18 protein-coding genes are annotated in these 19,812 nt (G+C 67.6%); 8 read left to right on the plus strand and 10 right to left on the minus strand.

All coding sequences use genetic code 11. The features are described from left to right. Positions 1-55 precede the first annotated feature (55 nt). Both HWY37_RS11740 and HWY37_RS11745 read right to left on the minus strand, forming a co-directional pair. Complete coding sequence (locus HWY37_RS11740) at positions 56-1,195, minus strand: CaiB/BaiF CoA transferase family protein (protein ID WP_176088686.1); 1,140 nt, start codon at positions 1,193-1,195, stop codon at positions 56-58. Next, positions 1,192-2,346 (minus strand): acyl-CoA dehydrogenase family protein, encoded by a 1,155-nt coding sequence (locus HWY37_RS11745; protein ID WP_176088687.1) that lies wholly within the window; start codon positions 2,344-2,346, stop codon positions 1,192-1,194. The genes HWY37_RS11740 and HWY37_RS11745 overlap by 4 nt, the downstream gene beginning before the upstream one ends. Before the next feature lie 87 nt (positions 2,347-2,433). On the opposite strand from HWY37_RS11745, the gene HWY37_RS11750 reads away from it, so the two are divergent. Then, positions 2,434-3,360 (plus strand): LysR family transcriptional regulator, encoded by a 927-nt coding sequence (locus tag HWY37_RS11750; protein ID WP_175205036.1) that lies wholly within the window; start codon positions 2,434-2,436, stop codon positions 3,358-3,360. Here the strand turns inward: HWY37_RS11750 and HWY37_RS11755 are convergent. Continuing rightward, complete coding sequence (locus tag HWY37_RS11755; RefSeq protein ID WP_175205037.1) at positions 3,357-4,370, minus strand: Bug family tripartite tricarboxylate transporter substrate binding protein; 1,014 nt, start codon at positions 4,368-4,370, stop codon at positions 3,357-3,359. The two genes, HWY37_RS11750 and HWY37_RS11755, sit on opposite strands and share 4 nt — an antisense overlap. A gap of 224 nt (positions 4,371-4,594) precedes the next feature. On the opposite strand from HWY37_RS11755, the gene HWY37_RS11760 reads away from it, so the two are divergent. After that, entirely contained in the window at positions 4,595-6,151 is a 1,557-nt protein-coding gene (locus HWY37_RS11760; protein WP_175205038.1) for an AMP-binding protein, read from the plus strand. Between the two features lie 96 nt (positions 6,152-6,247). Then, entirely contained in the window at positions 6,248-6,685 is a 438-nt protein-coding gene (locus HWY37_RS11765) for a universal stress protein (RefSeq protein WP_175205039.1), read from the plus strand. A 16-nt stretch (positions 6,686-6,701) separates the two neighbouring features. Here HWY37_RS11765 and HWY37_RS11770 read toward each other — a convergent pair whose 3' ends face one another. The 4 genes from HWY37_RS11770 to HWY37_RS11785 all read right to left on the minus strand — a co-directional run bounded on the left by HWY37_RS11770 (position 6,702) and on the right by HWY37_RS11785 (position 11,048). Then, entirely contained in the window at positions 6,702-7,628 is a 927-nt protein-coding gene (locus HWY37_RS11770) for a hydroxymethylglutaryl-CoA lyase (protein ID WP_176088688.1), read from the minus strand. Between the two features lie 25 nt (positions 7,629-7,653). Further along, a complete protein-coding gene (locus HWY37_RS11775; RefSeq protein ID WP_176088689.1) occupies positions 7,654-8,613 on the minus strand; it encodes a Bug family tripartite tricarboxylate transporter substrate binding protein in 960 nt (319 codons plus the stop codon). 75 nt (positions 8,614-8,688) lie between these two features. Continuing rightward, positions 8,689-9,897 carry a CaiB/BaiF CoA transferase family protein gene (locus tag HWY37_RS11780; protein ID WP_176088690.1) on the minus strand — a complete coding sequence of 403 codons (1,209 nt, stop codon included), beginning with the start codon at positions 9,895-9,897 and terminating at the stop codon, positions 8,689-8,691. A 227-nt stretch (positions 9,898-10,124) separates the two neighbouring features. Then, positions 10,125-11,048: a LysR family transcriptional regulator gene (locus tag HWY37_RS11785; RefSeq protein WP_176088691.1), complete on the minus strand. Its 924-nt coding sequence runs from the start codon at positions 11,046-11,048 to the stop codon at positions 10,125-10,127. Between the two features lie 106 nt (positions 11,049-11,154). Here HWY37_RS11785 and HWY37_RS11790 point away from each other — a divergent pair, with 106 nt between their 5' ends. Further along, positions 11,155-12,240, plus strand: a complete 1,086-nt coding sequence (locus HWY37_RS11790) for an RDD family protein (RefSeq protein WP_176088692.1) — start codon at positions 11,155-11,157, stop codon at positions 12,238-12,240. Positions 12,241-12,261: 21 nt separating this feature from the next. Then, entirely contained in the window at positions 12,262-13,797 is a 1,536-nt protein-coding gene (locus HWY37_RS11795) for a tetratricopeptide repeat protein (RefSeq protein WP_176088693.1), read from the plus strand. A 9-nt stretch (positions 13,798-13,806) separates the two neighbouring features. On the opposite strand, the gene HWY37_RS11800 is transcribed toward HWY37_RS11795, so the two are convergent. After that, on the minus strand, positions 13,807-14,739 hold the full coding sequence (locus HWY37_RS11800) for a LysR substrate-binding domain-containing protein (RefSeq protein ID WP_176088694.1): 933 nt from the start codon (positions 14,737-14,739) through the stop codon (positions 13,807-13,809). Positions 14,740-14,819: 80 nt separating this feature from the next. On the opposite strand from HWY37_RS11800, the gene HWY37_RS11805 reads away from it, so the two are divergent. From HWY37_RS11805 to HWY37_RS11815, 3 genes are all read left to right on the plus strand, one after another. Next, positions 14,820-15,743 (plus strand): carbon-nitrogen hydrolase family protein, encoded by a 924-nt coding sequence (locus tag HWY37_RS11805; protein WP_176088695.1) that lies wholly within the window; start codon positions 14,820-14,822, stop codon positions 15,741-15,743. Between the two features lie 517 nt (positions 15,744-16,260). Then, positions 16,261-16,950 (plus strand): glutathione S-transferase family protein, encoded by a 690-nt coding sequence (locus HWY37_RS11810; protein ID WP_176088696.1) that lies wholly within the window; start codon positions 16,261-16,263, stop codon positions 16,948-16,950. A gap of 211 nt (positions 16,951-17,161) precedes the next feature. Further along, positions 17,162-17,725, plus strand: a complete 564-nt coding sequence (locus HWY37_RS11815) for a PIN domain-containing protein (protein WP_246302277.1) — start codon at positions 17,162-17,164, stop codon at positions 17,723-17,725. A gap of 13 nt (positions 17,726-17,738) precedes the next feature. Here the strand turns inward: HWY37_RS11815 and HWY37_RS11820 are convergent, their stop codons facing one another. Further along, complete coding sequence (locus tag HWY37_RS11820) at positions 17,739-18,956, minus strand: threonine ammonia-lyase (RefSeq protein WP_175205050.1); 1,218 nt, start codon at positions 18,954-18,956, stop codon at positions 17,739-17,741. 13 nt (positions 18,957-18,969) lie between these two features. Continuing rightward, on the minus strand, positions 18,970-19,695 hold the full coding sequence (locus HWY37_RS11825) for a hypothetical protein (RefSeq protein ID WP_176088698.1): 726 nt from the start codon (positions 19,693-19,695) through the stop codon (positions 18,970-18,972). Positions 19,696-19,812: the final 117 nt, after the last annotated feature.

Here is a 19,812-nt window from a genome sequence, read left to right on the forward strand (position 1 = left end):
TCTTTGTTTGCGCCGTGTGCGCGGGCCAGGATGTCCAGAAGCCGCGCCTTGCACCTCAGCCGCGGCCGGCGCGCAAGCGCGCCAGAATCTGCTCCCGATGCTGATCCAGCCCGGGCACTTCGCCCCCTGAGGCCGGCAAGGGTTTGGAGAACCTCACGGGGAAACCGACCCGGAGTCCGTCCGGCGTATCCGCGGCGATGGCGCGGTGGCGCACATGCGGATCCTCGAACACCTCGTCATGCAGCAGCACCGGCGCCCAGGGTATGTCCCGACCCGCGAAGACCTGCTCCCAATCGGCCAGGCGGCGGCTCTTGAACAGCGCGCTCAGGCTATCGTGCAATGCCCGCTTCTCCCGCATCCGCCCCGCCCTCGTTTGATAGCGCGGCAGGGCCAGCTCGGGACAGGCCGGCGCGAGCGCCTCGCACAGGTTGTGCCAGAACGATTCCTCCAGGATGCCGAGGGCCAGATGCCGGCCATCCGCCGTTTCGAAGATGTCATTGTCGGGCATGACGTGCGTCAGGTTCTCCACGGCGCCACCTGACGGGCCGTTCATGGCATGCAGGGCCGGCGCCATCCATGCCGTCAAGGTGTCGTGGATAGACACGTCCAGATGCTGTCCTGTGCCAGACTGGCGCGCGTCCTGCACGGCAGCCAGTATGGCAAGCGCCGCATGCATGGCCGCGCAGTAATCCGACAGGCGCAGCCGGGGCCGCGCCACCACATCGCGGACCTGCGACGGCACGGCCCAGTATCCGGCCAGGGCCATGTAGTTCACGTCATGGCCGGGACGTTGCGCATAGGGACCGGTCTGGCCAAAGCCTGAAATCGAGCACAGCACGATACGCGGGTTGGCTCGCGCCAACTGCGCATAGTCCAGCCCCAGATTCGCCATCACGCCGGGCCTGAACCCCTCCACCACGACATCGCTGCCCGCCGCCAGATCCAGCAGGATGCGCCTGTCTTCCTCGCGCTTCAGGTCCAGGCAGATGGACTGCTTGCCGCGGTTGTACTTGGCGAAAGTCTCCGCGCCCAGTTGCCTGGCGGTGTCGCCTTGCGGCTTCTCCACCTTGATCACGGTTGCGCCCAGTTGCCCCAGCAGCATGGCGGTGTAGGGCCCGGGATGCAGCTGCCCCATGTCCAGCACCGACAAGCCGCTCAGATAGCCCGCCGCGTCCGGCTTCGCGCCGGCGCTCATGCGAGCAGCCCCTTGGCAATGGTGTTGCGCTGGATTTCGCTGGTGCCGGTGACGATGCGGTACAGGCGCAGGCGGCGGAAGATGAATTCCACCGGATGATTCTTCGTCACGCCAACGTTGCCGTGTATCTGCATGGCCTTGTCGGCGATTTCAAAGCAGCGCTCCGACACGAAGAGCTTGCACATCGAGGCGGCTTCGCGCACGTCCTCGCCCGCATCGGCGCGGTCGGCCGTGGCCAGCACCATCTGTTCGCAGGCGTAGAGCGCCGTCGCCATGTCGGCCAGCATGTGTTGTATGGCCTGGAAGCGGCTGATGGGGCCGCCGAATTGCTGGCGGTGCCTGGCATAGTCCAGCGCCAGCCTGAAGGCCTGGCGCGCCAGCCCTATCATGGTCGGGCAATGCAGCAGGCGGTTCACGCTGACGCGGTTCATGGCGATCTTGAAACCCTGCCCCTCTTGGCCGATCAGGTTCTTCTTCGGCACGCGGACCTGGTCCAGCACGATGTCCGCATCGACGTACTGCCCCGTCATCGGCACGCAATCGTGCACCAGCCGCACGCCCGGGCTGTCCAGGTCGATGAAAATCGCCGAGATGCCCTCCGCTCCCCGCTCGGGATCGGTGACGCACATGGTGATGGCGAAGTCGGCGAAGGTCGAGGCCGTGATGTAGTGCTTGACCCCCGTCACGACGTAGTCTTCGCCGTCGGCCACGGCAGTGGTCTGCAGGCGCGTGGCATCGGAGCCCGACTGCGGCTCGGTCATGGCGAAGCAGGCCCCGCGCTCGGCATTGACCACGGGCATGATGTAGCGATCATGCTGGTACGGCGTCGCGTACTGGACCAGGTTGCCGATGCGCGAAGGGCCGCCCCAATCGCCCAGCACATGGGGAAACAGGATCGCGCCGGACGCCGCGACGTCGTCCTTGAGCAGGCACAGGTCGCGGTAGGAAAGCCCCTGTCCGCCCAGTTCGCGCGGAAGCTGCGCGCCATAGAACCCCAGCTCCCGGCACCGCTTCCACACGGACTGCACCAGGTCGCGCGCGAACTTGTCCTCGTAGCCCAGTCCCAGCGACTGTTCTAGCGGTATCAGCTCGTCCTGCAGGTATTGCTGCAAACGGCCACGCAGGCCGGCCAGCGTGTTGTCTTGGGGCATGTCGTCTCCTCTGAGTAGCCCCCAGCTTGACAGCACCCAGCATCCTCGCAATTATCTTTTCTTCGTTTTCGATAACGCGGCGGAATCATGAGGCTGGAAGATCTGGACTATTTCCTGGCGGTCGCCCGGCTGGGCCACGTGGGCCGGGCCGCCGATGGCATCGGCGTCAGCCAGCCCGCGCTGACCAAAGGCATCCGGCGCCTGGAAGAAGAACTGAAGCTGCAGCTGTTCATCCGCACCCCCAAGGGCATGGAACTGACGGTGCCAGGGCGGGCGTTCTATCAGCGTTCGATGCAGGCAAGACGAGAGCTCGACGACGCCATGCAGGAAGCCGGCGACCTGCACCGCGGCAGCATCGGCCTGCTGCGCGTCGGGGTCACGCCCCTGCTGGCCGAACCTTTCTTCAATCCGGCCTGCGTGGAACTGCTGGCGCAACGGCCCGCGGCCAAGGTCCAGGTCATGGTCAGCCTGAACGACGCCTTGATTCCCGCCCTGCGCCAGGGGGACCTGGACTTCGCCATCAGTTCGCTGTTCGAATCCGCCACGGCGGCGGAATTCGACCGCGAACCCTTGTTCTCCGACAAACTCTTCGTCGCCGCCCGGCCCGGCCATCCCTTGCTGGACCGCCGCAAGATCCGCTTTGCCGACCTTGCGGGCTACCAATGGATGCTGCCCGGCCCGCAAGCAGCATCGCGGCGCTGGCTGGAAGCCAAATTCGAGCAGCACGGCTCGGCTCCGCCCAATGTGATGATCGAATCCAATGCATCGGTATCGGGCTTGCTGGGCATCCTGCACAGCACGGACCTGCTGACGCTGGTCAGCGAAATCACCTTGTCCGCGCATGCCGGCCAGGGCCTCAGCATCCTGCCCCTGGACGACATGACCTGGCACCGTCAGATCGGCGTGCTGACGCGGCGCAACAGCTATCAATCGCCGCTCACGCAGCGGCTGCTGGAAATACTGCGGGACCATGCCCGCACCCGCTCGGGCGCCTCGGCCCCGCGCCCCGCCTAGTCCGCCTTCAGGTCCAGTTTCTTGATCAGCGGACCGTAGCGGGCCGACTCCTCGTCGATGAGCGTGCGCAGTTGCTGCGGCGTGCCGGGAATGGGCGTGAACGACTGCGACGCCAGCGCCTGCAATACCTGAGGGTCCTGCATCGCGCGGCCGACGGCGGCATTGAGCCGGTCCACGATGGCCTGCGGCGTGCCTTTGGGCACGGCGATGCCGGCCCAGCTGCCGCTGTCGAACCCGGCGTAGCCCAATTCCGCCACCGAGGGAACCTCTGGCAGGGATGCCGCGCGCTTGGCGCTGGTGACGGCCAAGGCGCGGATCTTGTCCGACGCGATGAAAGGCATGGCCGGCGCCACCGCCACGATGGCGATATCGATCTGGCCGCCCACCAGATCGTTGAGCGCGTTGCTGCCGCCCCGGTATGGCACGTGGATCGCATCCAGGCCGAAATGCTGCTTGAGCGTTTCGAACGTCAGGTGCATCGAAGAGCCTATGCCGGGGCTGCCATAGCTGAGCTTGCCCGGATTGGCGCGGGCATAGGCAAGCAGCTCCGGAAACGTCTTGACCGGCAAGGCCTTGCTGACCAGGACCACGTGCGGCGCGATGCTCAGGCCGGATACCGGCGTCAGATCGGCAATGGGGTCGAACGACAGATTGGGCGTAAGGTGCTTGGCGATGGCGAAATTGCCGCCGTATTCCAGCAGGGTGTAGCCATCCGCGGGCGCGTTCGCGACCTTGGCTCCGCCCAGGTTGCCGCCGCCCCCGCCCACGTTCTCGACAATGATGGTCTGGCCCAGATCCTTGCCCAGCGGCACCGCGACCAGGCGGGCGATGTAGTCGAATTGGCCGCCGGCCGAGAATGGCACGACGAAGCGTATGGGCTTGTCGGGATATCCGGACGCCGCCGCGCCAGACGCCTGCGCGGGGCCCGCCATCAGCGCGGCGAGGCCCAGGCCAGCGCACACCAGGGCACGGGCCGCTCTGCCCCTGAGGCGGGGATTTCGCTTGTTCATCTTGTCTCCAGTTCTTGTACGAGGCGCGCCGGTGCCGGCCCGCTTTCGCATAGAGGTAACCCGCGAGCCGTCGGCACATGATGCCGCAGCGGGCGAATTCCATAACGCCAGGGAATCGCGCTGCCGCGATAACGGCGCGGCATGAGAATCCGCGGCTTGGTTATCCGCTCAGGGCTTGCGGCATCGCACGATAGCGCCACGCAAAACCCCGACACGGACAGACCATGAACCAAGGCCGATACACCACCCGCAACGCGCGCTACTGGCGCGACCGCCCCGCCGTCATTTTCGGCGACAGGACGCTGAGCTTCGGACAGCTGGAGACCCGGTCCAACCGCCTGGCCAATGCGCTGCTGGGCCTTGGGCTGGCCAAGGGAGACCGGGTCGCGATCCTGGCCTGGAACTGCCCGGAGATCATCGAGCTGGAATGCGCGCTCTACAAGGCCGGGTTGGTGAAGGTGGCCTTGAACGCGCGCTTGTCGAACCAGGAAGTGCTGGACTCGGTCAACAACGCCCAGGCCGCGGCCTTCATTGTCGACCCGGCCCATGTGGAAGGAGCGGAGTCCATACTCGGCGGACTGGAGGGCGTGCGGCACAGGCTGGTGACGGGAAATCGCGACATAGAAGGCTGGCGTTCGTATGAGCGCCTGCTGGAAGCCGCCGCCGACAGCAACCCGGACATTCCGATGCAGCCCGACGACCTGGCCGTGCTGCACTTCACGTCGGGCTCGACCGGCAAGCTCAAGGCGGCCATGCAGACCGTCGGCAACCGGCTGGCATCCCTGCGCAAGGTCGTGATGGGCCGCATGCGCGCCAATCCGGGCGAAGTGCTGGCGCTGGCCGGACCTATCACACATGCCAGCGGCATGTTCATGCAGCCGTTCCTGTTCCAGGGCGGAACCATCGTATTGCACGACCGCTACGACCCGGAGAGCTTCCTGGCTTCCGCGGCCCGGCACCGCGCCGCCTTCAGCTTCATGGTGCCGACGATGGTCAACATGCTGATCGCGCATCCACGCCTGCATCAGCATGACCTGACGTCGCTGCGGCAGATTTCCTATGGCGGCGCGCCCATGGCGCCGGCCCGCATCCGCGAGGCCTGGGAGGCCCTGGGCCCCAAGCTCAGCCAAGGCTATGGCGCCGGGGAAACCACCGGCGGCCTGGTGTTGCTGAGCGCTCTGGATCACGCGGAAGCCATGGCGCGCCACCCCGAGCGGCTGCTGTCCTGCGGGCGTCCCTTCGGAGAGAGCGAAGTCCGCCTGCTGGACGAAGACGGCCGGGAGGTCGCGCCCGGCGAGGTGGGCGAAATCACCGTCAGCGGTCCTGACGTCTTCGCCGGCTACTGGCGCGAACCCGAGTTGACCGCGCAAGCCCTGCGCAACGGCCGGCTGCATACGGGCGACCTCGCGCGGACGGACGACGAAGGCTTTCTCTACGTGGTGGATCGCAAGAAGGACATGATCATCTCGGGCGGATTCAATATCTATCCGACCGAGGTCGAACAAGCGCTATACCAGCATCCGGGCGTGTATGAAGCCTGCGTTTTCGGCGTGCCCGACAAGGTGTGGGGCGAAGCCGTCAAGGCGGTGTTGGTGCTCAAGCCGGGCGACGGCACGACGGCGGCCGACCTTATCGAGCATTGCCGCAAGCACCTGGCGGACTTCAAGAAGCCCCGCAGCATCGAACTGGTGGCCGAACTGCCCAAGAACGCCAACGGCAAGCTGGCGCGCAAGCAATTGCGGGACGCGCATTGGGTGCTCGAAGAGCGGAAGGTAGGCTAGGGCCTCCACAAGGGGTAGCATGGGCATAGCGGTTGCTGTTCACGCTCCTAGGGCCGCCCGGACTCGCGCAGCCCTCCCCACCCTCAGGAGGTCGTCATGTACAAGCACATACTCATCCCCATCGACGGATCCGCCCGCTCCTCTGCCGGCCTGGCACAAGGGCTGGGCCTGGCCCGCGCGCTAGGCGCGAGCGTCACGGTGCTGACGGTGTACAGCCCGTTCCGTCCGACCTCCATGGAAACCGTGCACCTGGAAGGCGTGCATTCGGAATATGTCCGCGAGGCCACGGAATCGGCCAAGGCGTACCTGTCCGAGGCGGCCGCCCAGGCCAGCGCCGCGGGGGTACCCTGCACCACGGAAATGCGCGAGAGCAGCGACCCGTCGCAAACCATCATCGATGTCGCGATGACACAGGGCTGCGACCTGATCGCCATGGCCTCGCGCGGCCACGGCGGACTTACCGCCGTGCTGCTGGGCAGTCAGACGCAGAAGGTCATGGCGCATTCGACGCTGCCGGTGATCGTTTACCGCTAAGCAAGGCGGGCGCGGCCTAGGCCGCTGCCCGCGCCCCGTAGGTCTTGGGGATGCCGGCGGCAGCCACGCCGCTGCGCAGGCTTTCCCGCGGCAGCGCCTGGGCCAGCAAGGGCCGCGCCGCCAGCAGCCGCGGCAGGTCCACGCCCGTGCGGTAGCCCATGCTCTCCAGCATGAAGACCAGGTCTTCGGTGACGATGTTGCCCGACGCGCCTGGCGCGAACGGGCAGCCGCCCAAACCGCCCAGGCAGGCATCGAAAGCGCGGATGCCCTCGTCCAGGCCGGCCAATGCATTGGCCAGGCCCAGCCCCATCGTGTCGTGCAGATGCAGCTTGACCAGCCGCGCGCCCACCGCGTCCTGCGCGGCGCGCACCGCCTCGCGCACCAGGGCCGGATGGGCGTAGCCCACGGTGTCGGCCAGCGCGATTTCGTCGGCGCCCGCCAGCGCCGTGGCGGCGGCCACCTGCGCCACCCGGCGCACAGGCACGGCGCCCTCCAGCGAACAGCCGAAGGCCGTGGCCACCGCCGCGTCGATGCGCATGGGACGCGGCTGCGCCCGCGCCCAGTCGACGATGGAGGCGAGCACCTCCACCTGCGCATCGGTACCCTTGCCGACGTTGGCATGGCTGTGGGTGTCGCTGACGGAGACCGGGAAGGACAGCGCATGCGCGCCCGCCTCGTAGGCCGCGATGGCGCCCTTGAGATTGCAGACCAGCGCCACCACGGTCAGGCCCTCGATCTTCAGCACTTCAGGCAGGATCGCGCCGGTATCGGCCATCTGCGGCACCAGCCGCGGCGACACGAAGCTGCCCGCCTCGATCTCGCGCAGGCCGGCGTCGGCCAGCTGCCGTATCCAGCGCAGCTTGTCGGCCGCGGACATCATGCCCTTGGCCATTTGCAGCCCGTCGCGCGGGCCCACTTCGCAAAGTCTGACTTCCTGGTTCATGTGCGGTCCTGTCGTCCGTGCCGAGTTACTGCTGCACCACGATGCCGGCGCTCTCGATCGTCTGGCGCGCCTTGGCGATGTCCGACTGGATCAGCGCGGCGAACTGCTCGGTCGATACCGGATCGGTCTCCAGGCCTTGCATGGCCAGCGCTTCCTGCACGTCCTTGCGCGCCAGCAGCTTGTTGAAGTCGCTGTTCAGGCGCGCCACGATGGCGGGCGGCGTCTTGGCCGGGGCCAGCACGCCGTAGTAGGTCACCACGCTGAAATCCTTGTAGCCCAGCTCGGCCACGGTGGGCACTTCCGGCAACGCCGGATTGCGCTTGGGCGAGGTGACCGCCAGCGCGCGCACCTTGCCAGACTTGATCAGCGTGGCCGCCGAGGAGATCGAGGAACCCGCGAACTGCAGGTGCCCGCCCATCAGGTCCGCCAGCGCCGGCGCCGAACCCTTGTACGGTACGTGCTGCATCTTGAAGCCGGCCGCGTGCTGCAGCATTTCAATGGCGATGTGCACGCCGCCGCCCGTGCCCGAGGTGCCGTACGAGATCTTGTTGGGATCCTTCTTGGCGGCGTCGATCACTTCGGGCAAGGTCTTGTACGGCGAATTCTCCGACACCAGCAGCACCATCGGCGTGGTGGCCACCAGCGCCACGGGCGCCAGGTCCTTGACCGGGTCGTACGAAACCTTCATCAGCAGCGGAATCAGGGTGACGTTGTCGGACTGGCCGATCACCAGGTCATAGCCCTGGGCCGGCGAGCGCGCCGCTTCGGCCAGGCCCAGCGCCGTGCCGGCGCCCGGCTTGTTCTCGGGGATGACGGACCAGCCATTGAGCTCATGCAGCTTGCTGCTCATCAGCCGGCCGATGTAGTCGGTGCCCCCGCCCGGCGTGGACGGGATGATGATGCGGATGGGCTTGCTGGGATAGTCCTGGGCGTGGGCGACACAGGCGGCGGCCAGCGCGGCCACCGCGAACAGTTTGCGGATCATCTCGGGTTGTCTCCTCTTTGATGGATGTCTTGGCGGTCTGCGCCGCCTCGACAGGTATCGGACGCTGCGGTCCGCTCAGGCTATGACTCCGGCGCTGCGCAAGGCCTCGATGCGCGCGGCGTCCCAGCCCAGCCCCTGCAGAATGGCCTGCGTGTCGCCGCCCTGCAGGGGCGGGTCGGAACGCTTGCCGGCCTTGAGGCCGTCGAACTCGATGGGCAGCGCGGCGGCGGATATTTCCCCGCCGTCCGGCAGCCGGGTTTTCAACAGCGCCCCGCCGGCGTTCAGGTGCGCGTCTTCCAGCAGGTCGTGCGGCTGGCGTATCGGGCCGTACGACAGGCCCGCGGCCTCCAGCGCCGCGCACAATTCATCGGTCTTCCAGGCCTTCAGGATCTCGCCCACGCCCGGCACCAGCCAGGGCCGCGCGGCCTCGCGGTCGACGGCGGTGGCCAGGCGCGGATCGGCGGCCCATTCGGGCGGCAGGAACTTCTGCGCGAAGTTGCGCCATTGCGCATCGCCGACCACGGCCACGAACACTCTGCCGTCCGCCGTCTCGAACACGTCGTACACGCCCCAGGGCGGCCGGCGTTCCGCGCCCATGGGCTTGGGCGCCGCGCCCGTCAGCTGGTACTGGGCGATGAACTGCGCCACCAGCAGCAGATTGTTCTCGAACAGGCCCGAACGCACGTGCCTGCCGCGCCCGGTGGCATGGCGGTCGTGCAGCGCCGCCAGCGCCCCCACCACCCCGAAGGTGCCGCCCAGGATGTCGTTGACCGAGGCCGCGACCCGCTGCGGCGTGTCCGCCCCGCCGTTGATGTAGGCCAGGCCGCCCATCATCTGCACCACTTCGTCGAGCGCGGTGCGCTGCTTGTAGGGGCCGGAAAGGAAACCCTTGAGCGAGACATAGATCAGCCCCGGGTTTTCGGCGGACAGCGATTCGTAATCCAGCCCGTACTGCGCCAGGCTGCCGTCGCGGAAGTTCTCGACCACCATGTCGGCCTGCAGGGCCAGCTGCCGCACCACGGCCTGTCCATCCGGCGTCTTCAGGTCGATGGCCAGGCTTTGCTTGTTGCGGTTGAAGACGGGGAAATAGCCGCTGCCCGAGCCCTTCAGGCGACGCGTGCGGTCGCCTTCGATGGGCTCCACCTTGATGACTTCGGCGCCCAGGTCGGCCAGCGCCAGGCCGGCCGCCGGGCCCATGATCATGTGGGACAGCTCCAGCACCTTGATGCCGCGCAGCGGCAATTCGGAGTGGTCCATGAAGGGTGAAGCCGGTGTTGCTGCCATCTGCATATCCTCTGGCCTGACGCGATGAAACACGGGCGGCGGCCAGGCCATGCATGCCGCCGCCCCGATGCCTGCATCATCGGCGGCATGCCGGGCTTGCGGGTAGCGGTCTTTCAGCACGGGGGCATTCTCGTTTGGGAACGTCCGGGAAAGCCCTGAGCCATATGCCGACCATGGCGCTCATCGCGACGCCACGGGTACCGCGCACCCTGGCCGCAATGCGCTGTTCAAGCCGCCGCGCCGGCCACGCCCAGATGCGCCAACAGCACGCGGGCGGCGGGCGGCAAGGCCTCCAGCCCCAGCACGGCAATGCACAAGGAGGTGCTGGACCAGGCTCCAGAAAGCGGAATGAAGCGGATATCCAGATTGGCGTGGCGCGCCTTCAGGTACATGGGCACCACGGCCACGCCCATGCCGCGCGCCACCAGCATGCAGATGGTCTCGTGCGAACTGACCCGCGCGCTGATGCGGCGCGCCACGCCCGCGTTCTGCGCCGCCTGCTGGAACACGGCGCTGATGCCGTTGTCGCGGTTCAGTTCGATCTGCTCGAAAGGCAGCAGCTGCGCGTAGTCGAGCGTCTCGCAGTCGGCCAGCAGATGCTGGCCCGGCACCACCGCCGCCAGGTCGCAGCGGCCGCAAGTGAACACCTGCAAGCCGTCGTGGCCGAAGTCGGACCCCACGGCCACGTCGGCCTGGCCGTCCAGCACCGCGCGGAACACCTCCTGGGTCGTGCCCTCTTCCAGGGAAATGTCGATCTGCGGATAGGCGCGGCGGAAGGACTGGATCTGCGCCGGCAGTTCGCCGGACAGCGCCGCCACGCTGACCGCCAGCCGGATGCTGCCGCGCACCCCGGTCGCAAAGCCCGCCATCTCGCGCCGCATGCGGTCCATGCTTTGCAGCACCATGCGCACGTGCGTGGCCAGGGCATTGCCCGCCGGCGTGGGCTGCACGCCCTTGACCCCGCGTTCCAGCAGGGGTACGCCGAAGGCGTCCTCCATTTCCGACATGCGCTTGCTGACGGCGGAAGGGACGATATTCTCGCGCGCGGCGGCGCGCGCCAGGCTGCCTTCCTCCAGCGCCGCGAGGAACAGGCGCAGGGAAACGGGATCGATATCGCGGGGATGTGGCAAAGGGGGCTGGACGGGCTTCATGGCGGGAAGTGTCGTGCTTAGTGGCAGCGTCCAGGGATCGGGGTTTTCCCGGTAACATCCGCACTCCCAACGCTCTTGCGGCTTTCCCGCGCCGCCACCGTCTCCCATGCAATGCCCCCGCTGCAACTGGCAGAATCCGGCCTCCAACACCCTGTGTTTCAGCTGCAATGCGCCGCTGGCCGCCTCTGCATCGGCCGCTGCCGCGCCAGCGGCGAAGGCCGCCAAGAGCGCCCCGGCCCGCCCCGGCAATGCGCCGGTCTTCCCCGGCATCTGGCCACGGCTGGGCGCCACGGCGATCGACGCCGTGGTCATGGTCGCGGCGATGGTCGGCTTCAGCACGGCTGCCAACCTCACCTACGTAGCGCTGACCGGGAATCCGCATTCCGGCCTGCTGACCATGGCCGCCGGCTTCATCGGCCTGATGCTGCCGGCCCTGATGGATGCCTGGGGCGGCGGTTCGCCGGGAAAGCGGCTGTTGAAACTGCGTGTCGTGAACCGCAATGGCGACAATCCCGGCATCCTGCGCGCAAGCTGGCGGCACCTGATGAAATACGCGCTGAACCTGGCCCTGCCCGGAATCTTCTACCGCATCCAGCGCGCCATGTTTGGCGAACGCGCAATGCATAACTGGATCTCCAGCACCTATGTGGTGTCCAGCCTGGCAGACCCGCGGGCCGTCCGGCCCGCCATCGCCAAGACCCGATCCGTCACGGGCGCGGGCAAGTTCATCTTCATCGTGCTCGGCGTGCTGGCGCTGGTCGCAGGCGGCATGATCATCGGCGCCATCGTCATGAATCCGAAGCAGGAAGACAATCCCTTGCGCGCCGAGGTGATCCGCCTGGACCTGGTTTCGCAACCCGTGCGCATGCTGGCCGAAAACCACTACCGGCGCACCGGGGCCTATGCCCCGGATATGGCAGCGCTCGGCGTCACCCTGGAATCTCTGAAAAGCAGCGGCTTCAGCGCGCTAAGCCTGAATCCGGTCAACGGCGTGTTGCGCTTTACCATCGCCGGCGAACCCGGCACAGCGGACGCGCCCGCGCTCGGCGGCAAGCATCTCGTCTACCTGCCCGAACTGCGCTCGGAAAAGAAAGGCGGCGGCGTGCGGCGCTGGCAGTGCGGCAGCGACGACATCCCGCGCGCCGACCGCCCCTACAGCTGCCGCCACGAAGCCGGCGCCTCGGCTCCCTAGTCCCGACACGGAATCCCGCGCATGTCCACCCTGATCGAGTCCATCCACCGCGCCGACGACGGCGACGAACACGCGCGCATGCTGGCGCTGTGCGAACAGGGACTGCGCGAACAGCCCGGCTCCGCCCTCATGTGGGCGCTGCGCGCCCGCTATCACGACAAGCGCGGCGCCCACGCGGCGCGCCAGACCGATCTGGAGCGGGCGCTGACCCTGGACCCGCATTGCGCCGACGCCATCCGGGTCCAGGCCACCGCGCTCCACAACGCGGGCGAACGGCAGGAAGCCTGGCGCATCCTGCGCGACGCCCGGCAGCGCGCGCCTTCGCACTTCGGGCTACTGATGGCGCAAGCCTATCTGCTCATCAACGAGCGCCAGCTGGACGAAGCCATCGAGTGCTGGACCCGCGCCTCGCAGTTGCGTCCTTCAGCCGGCGCGCCTCATTGCTATATCGCGTCCAACCTGGCCAACGCTGGACGCCATGCCGAAGCCGAGCCCTACTTCCGGCGCGCAACGTCGCTGGCGCCAGGCAACGGCATGTTCCTGTACGACGCCGGCAACACCTACCGCAGCCTGGGCGACCTGCGCAACGCGATTGCAATGTTCGACCGCTCCCGCGCCATCCTGGGCGAGCAAAACGCCATCCAACACAACCGCGCCTCGTGCCTGCAAGCGCTGGAACGCCATGCGGACGCGGTCGAGGAATGGTCCAGCCTGCTGCGCCGCGAACCCGACTGGGACTGGCCCCTGGAAGGCAAGGCGCGGTCCCTGCACCGGCTGGGCCGCGCGGACGAAGCCGCGCCGCTGTGGCGGCATCTGGACTCGCTGTCGGACAGCGGCTGGGAAGGCCGCAGGGAGCAGGCCCGCGAGTACGTGCGCAGCGGCGATCCAGAACTGGCCGAGCAGGCGCTGCAAGGCCTGGACCCGATCAACAGCGGCGATGCCCAGCTGCTGTTCGTGGCCGGCAACGCGCAACGCGACCAATGCAACTGGGACGAGGCCCTGGCGTACTACCTGCAGGGCTACGAGCTGGCGTCCGACAACGACTTCCTGCCCGGCAACGCCGCCGACATGCTGAACCGGCTGGAACGCTACGCCGAAGCCCTGCCGCTATCCGAAGTCGCAATCGCGCTCGATCCGGCATGGTTGAAGTGGCGCCGCGTCCGCATCGAAGCGCTGACCCGCCTGGACCGGGCGGACGAGGCCGTGGCTGACGCAGACCGCGCCATGGAGCGCTGGCCGGATGACGGCGCCCTGCATGCCGAACGCGTCAACGCGCTGATCGCGGCCGGACGCCACGACGAAGCGCTTGCCGCCTGCGACCGCCTGATCGCGGTCGATCCGGAATACCGCAGCTGGGCGCTGTTTTCGCGCGGCCAGGCTTATGGCGAGATGAAGCGCCACGCCGAGTCCGCCATGGCCTATCGTCAGGCTGCCGCAGCCTATCAACAGAATGGCAAGCCGCAATACCAGGAACTGTCCTTGGACAGGGCCATGGCCGCGGAACAGGCTGACGCCGCGCCGCGTGGCCTGCTAAGCCGGCTGTTCCGGCGCAAGTAGGCCGCGCGCCTACGCGGCGCGCTCCCACTCATAGCCGTTCAGCAAGCCCAGCAAGCCACGCCGGGCCGCGGCCACCGCCTCGTCGCGCAAGGCGTCGGCGCGCCACCCCATTTCGATGGCATACCCCGGCATCGCCACCGGACAGGGCAGCATGCGCAGGCCCGATGCCGCAGCCAGGCCGCGCGCCGCGTGCGCGGGCAAGGTCGACAGGGCATCGCTGCCGGGCAGCAGGAACGCCAGCGCCGCGAAATGCGTGGTCGAGGCCTGCACCCGCCGCGCCAGCCCCATGCCGTGCAGCACCTCGTCCACCACGCCAATGAAGCCGCCGGAGGACACGAGGATGTGCTGGCGGCGGATGAATTCCTCCAGCGACAGCGCGGTCTGGCCCGGCGCCAGGCTGGCGGGATCCAGCAGGCAGGCATAGCCGCCCTGCCCAACCGTAACGCGCTGCAAGGCATGCGCGGCCAGCCCGCCCGAGGCGATCACCAGGTCGGCCTCGCGCGCCATCAGCATGTCGGCAGCCAGCCGGCTGTGGGTCTGGCGGAAGATGATGCGCAGGCCCGGCGCGCTTTGCGCCAGGGCGCGGATCGCGTCGCGCCCCAGGGCAATCTCGAAATCGTCCGACAGCCCCAGCGTGACCGAGCGCCCCGCGAATCCCGCCGCGCCCGGCCGTGCCAGCGACAGGCTCTGGCGGCACTTGTCCAGCGCCTCGCCGATGACGGGCCGCAGTTCTCGCGCCCGCAGGCTGGGCGTCAGTCCCCGGCCGGTGCGCGTGAACAGCGCATCGTCGTAGAGCGCGCGCAGCCGGCCCAGCGCCGCGCTGACGGCGGACTGCGTCACCCCCAGACGCAACGCGGCGCGCCCGGCCCCGCCTTCGTCGTAAATAGCCTCGAAGACCTTGAGCAGGTTCAGGTCGGCCGACTCGATATCAATCTGGTTCATATCATTTATCTCTGACCAGGATTGATTGATTTTAGGGCCGGCCGGACACTGAAGCTCCTGCCACGCCCCGAGACTCCGACATGACTGCAAAGACCGTCGCCGCCCTGCAAATCGGCTCCTCCCCCGAGGGCAAAGCCCGCACCCTGGAAACAATCCTGGCCTACGAGGACGACATCCGCGCCAGCGGCGCCTCGCTGGTGGTCATGCCGGAAGCCTTGCTGGGCGGTTATCCCAAGGGCGAAATCTTCGGCACCCGCCTGGGCTACCGCCTGCCCGAAGGCCGCGAAGCCTATGCCCGCTACTACGACAACGCCATCGACGTGCCCGGCCCCGAGACCGAGGCGCTGGCCGGCCTGTCGCAGCGCACCGGCGCCAGCCTGGTCGTGGGCGTGATCGAACGCAGCGGCAACACGCTGTACTGCACCGCCCTGTTCTTCGAGCCCGCCACCGGCCTCGTCGCCAAGCACCGCAAGCTCATGCCCACCGGCACCGAACGGCTGATCTGGGGCCAGGGCGACGGCTCGACCTTGCCGGTCGTCGATGCCGAAGCCGGCCGCATCGGCGGCGCCATCTGCTGGGAAAACCACATGCCGCTGCTGCGCACCGCCATGTACGCCAAGGGCGTGGAGATCTGGTGCGCGCCCACGGTGGACGAACGCGACATCTGGCAATGCTCGATGCGCCATATCGCCCATGAAGGCCGCTGCTTCGTGGTCAGCGCCTGCCAGGTGCAGCCCTCGCCCGCCGAACTGGGCCAGGACGTGCCGGGCTGGGACGCCAAGCGCCCGCTGATCAACGGCGGCTCGGTCATCGTCGGCCCGCTGGGCGACGTGCTGGCAGGCCCCCTGCGCGGCAAGGCCGGCCTGCTGACGGCGCAGGTCGACACCGATGAATTGGTGCGCGCCCGCTACGACTTCGACGTGGTGGGCCACTACTCGCGCCCCGACGTCTTCTCGCTGACCGTGGACGACCGCGCCCGCCCGCCCGTGCAATTCATCTCCTGACCCCTCGCGCCGCGCCGGGGCCGCTGGCCGGCCCCAATGCGGCAAGATGGTATAGTCTCGCCCGCTGCCGGCCCTTCCGGGATCGCGCAACGCCCGAGTGGTGAAATTGGTAGACACAAGGGACTTGAACTAATTTGAGCCCTTTGGGGGAAACTCCAAAGGTGTAGCCCGTCAAACTCGGCGAATGCCCTGGACCCGTTCCGAGCCAACGCCGAGCCAAGCCCAGGTTGCATGACCCGGGAAGGTGTAGAGAGCAGACGGCGGGCACCTAAGGCCAGAAGGCTAAGGTGAAGGCGTGCTCCAGACCACGAACAGCGCATCCGCGCTGGCGGCGAAAGCCGAAGTGGTAAGAAAATCCCTCGGCCTCGCGGCCGTACCGGTTCGATTCCGGTCTCGGGCACCACCCCTTTGCGCAAGGCCTCGGCCAATCGTCGCAAGCCGCCCCTCCCCGCCAAACCGTAGCGCGCAAAAATCCCGCCGCCGTTCTAACCTAGAGCGGACCACCTGGGAGCGCGCCATGATCACCCTCTACTCGTACCCCGGACTCTATGGGCTGGAAGACAACAATCCCTACGGCCTGAAGATCTACGCCTTCCTCAAGCTCTGCCGGCTGCCGTTCGACCACCGCCACACCCTGGACGTGCAGTCCGCGCCGCGCGGGCAATTGCCCTACATTGCCGACGGCGACCAGCGGATCGGCGACAGCGACGTCATCGTCGCGTACCTGAAGCGGCAGTACGACCTGACCATCGACGACGGCCTCACGCCGCAGCAGCGCGGGCTGGACCTGCTGGTGCGCCGCGCCCTGGACGACCTGTACTGGGTCATGTCCTATTCGCGCTGGCGCGACGACCGCTATTGGCCGGTGTTCCGCAAGGCGCTGCTGGACACGCACCCGGACGTCACGCCCGAACAGCTGGACGCCGCCCGCCAGTACAACTTCCAGCGCTACCACTACCAGGGCATCGGCCGCTACGCGCCCGACGACGTCTACGCGCGCGGGGTCGCCGACCTGGAGGTCATCTCCAGCCTGCTGGGCGAGAAAAGCTTCATGTTCGGCCCCAATCCCGGCAGCGTGGACGCGGGACTCTACGGCTTCCTGGCCAACATCTATTTCTACGCCATCGACACGCCGCTCAAGCAGTGCCTGGCGTCGCGGCGCAATCTGGTGAGCCACTGCAGTGCCGTTCGAGCGGAGCTGGGCTAGGCTTTGCCCTCGCGCGAAAGGGATGCCGCATGAACCCTGAACGGCCGGGCCGCGTTCCGGCCGCTTCCCAAAAAAAGGTATTCTTGCGCCTCGTTTTCCATTTTTTCGCCCTGCGCGCCGTCCGGATAGCCTCCGCCAGCAGGGCTGCAGACCTGACTTGACCGCCGCTCCCGCCTCCCCTCCCTTCATCGTCCTCGACGCCTGCGTCCTCATGTCCGGCATCCTGCGCCGCCTCTTGCTCAGGCTGGCCGAGTCCGGCGTGTACACGCCGGTCTGGACCGACCGCATCGGCGAGGAATGGCGCCGCAACGCCTCGCGCATCTGGGAGATCCCGCCGGAAGTGATGATGGAGCTGTGGGACGACATGAATACCCGCTTCCCCGAGGCCCGCGAAACGGACACGCAAGTCTACGAGGCGTCCCTGCGCTACAGCGACCCGAAGGACTTCCATGTGATCGCGGCCGGCCTGGCGCGGCGCGCGCGCTGCGGTTTGCAGCAGCCGCCGGTGGTGCAGGTGTTGACCTGGAACCTGAAGGATTTCAATCGATCTGAACTGCGGCGCCAGGGGTTGGACGTCTACAACCCCGACCGCATGCTGACCCACTGGTGGCAGGCCGCGCCCGATGCCATCCGCGCGGCGGCGGCGCAGGTGCCCGCCGACTACATCGCGCTGGGCCGCGAGCCCGAGCCGCTGTCGGCAACCCTGCACCGCGAACGCCTGTACGGCCTGAAGAGCCTGCTGGCGCGCGACGCCGCGCAGAGCGGCGCCGCCTGAGGCGCGTGCGCGCTCAGTGATCGTGGTTGCTGGCGGCGAAGCCCGCCGCGTTCAGGATCTCGATCACTTCCTGGATGTGATCATGGCCGCGAGTCTGCAGCACGAAATCCACCTCGACATTGCGCACAGGCAATGAGGTGAAGGCGCGCTGGTGGTGCACCTCGGTGATGTTGGCCTGCGCGTCGGCGATGAGCTTGGTGGCATGGGCCAGCGCGCCCGGCAGGTCGCGCAGGTCCACCCGGATGCGGGCCAGGCGGCCGGCGCGCACCATGCCGCGCTCGATCAGTTCGCCCAGCATCAGGGGGTCGATGTTGCCGCCCGTCAGCACCAGGCCGATGCGCTTGCCCTTGTAGCGGTCGCTGCCCTCTTCCTGGGCCCGCAGCAGCGCGGCCAGGCCGGCGGCGCCAGCGCCTTCGACCACCGATTTCTCGATCTCCAGCAGCACCACGATGGCGTGCTCGATATCGCTTTCGCTGACCAGTTCCAGGCGATCGACCAGTTGCGTCACGATGGGCTGGGTCAGCGCGCCGGGCGATTTCACCGCGATGCCCTCGGCAATGGTGTATGCGCCTTGCGGCATGCTCACGCCCTTGACGGCCGCGTACATGGACGGGAAACGCTCGGTCTGCACGCCGATGATCTCGATGCCCGGCTTGAGCGCCTTGGCCGCCGTGGCGATGCCGGAAATCAGGCCGCCGCCGCCGATGGCGATGACCAGCGTGTCCAGCTGCGGCTGGTCTTCCAGCATTTCCAGCGCCACCGTGCCCTGGCCCGAAATCACCGCCTCGTCGTCGTAGGGGTGGATCATGATCAGGCCGCGTTCCTGCGCCAGCTCATAGCCGCGCGCCTTGGCGTCGTCGAAGGTATCGCCCGCCAGCACCACCTCGGCGCCGAAACGGCGCGTGTTGGCGATCTTGACGGTGGGCGTGAAGCGCGGCATCACGATCACGGCCGGCACTCCCATGCGCTGGGCATGGTAGGCCACGCCCTGCGCATGGTTGCCGGCGGACACGGCGATCACGCCCTTGGCGCGCTCCTCTTCCGACAGCGTCAGCATGCGGTTGAGCGCGCCGCGCTCTTTGAACGAGGCCGTGAACTGCAGGTTCTCGAACTTCAGCCAGATCTCGGCGCCGAAAATGTCGGACAGCGTGCGGGACAGGGTAAACGGGGTCTTCAGCACCTGGCCGCGCAGGTTCTCGCGGGCAGTCTGAATTGAGGCGATATCGATCACGATGGGAATCCTGTTAGCGCACGGGCAGGAAATTGAACAGCAGCAGGCCCTGGGCATAGTTGATGCCGATACGCCGCGTGTTTTCGCCCAGCAGATTGGCGATCAGATCCAGGCGGCCGATGATGGCGCCGAATTCGCGTTCAAAGCTGAGGTTGGTGGCGTTCTGAGACATTTCGTTGGCCAGCAGCAGGGGTTCGCCCTGGGTATTGCGGCGCGACGCCAGCAGCCAGGCGGCTGCCTCGACGTTCCGTGCGGCATTGTAGACCCGCTGCCCGTCCAGCGCGTCGGTCGCGTACAGGCGGGTCTTGCCGTTGTGGGCCGCGATGATGGTGTCGGCCAGGCCGTAAATGAAGGCGCCGACCCGGTCGCCGGAATAGTTGGGATCCAGCGACACGGCCAGGATCTGAATGTCGCGCAGGCCGACCAGGTCCTTGGGCGGGATTCGGACTTCGATGGAATGCCTGACCAGCGCCACCGCCTTGGCCTGATCGGGCGCTCCGGTCTTGCGCCATTCGCGCGGATTGCGGCGGTAGAGCTTGTCCAGCAGGACGTACAGGCTGGCCAGGTTGTCGCGCACCTCCAGCGTGACGGTGCGGTTGAAGTCCGTCTGGCCGAACTGGTCGGCGGACATGTCCTCGCTCTTGGGGCCGCCCTGGCCCGGCCCGGGGCTGCTCATGCAACCGGTCAGCAGCGCCGCAAGCAGCACCGCGGCACCGGCGGGTCTGACCCATGCCGTCATGCCTTGCCCATCCGTTTCCCCCTTTTCTGTCACGTCGCGTATGCCGACTTCCGCGCGGGCGGCTACGCTCTCGCGCAAGACTTTACAGGAAGGTAGGCGCAGTTGGGAGATGTCCGC

This window comes from Achromobacter anxifer (assembly GCF_903652925.1).
GTDB classification, from domain to species: Bacteria; Pseudomonadota; Gammaproteobacteria; order Burkholderiales; family Burkholderiaceae_B; genus Achromobacter; species Achromobacter anxifer.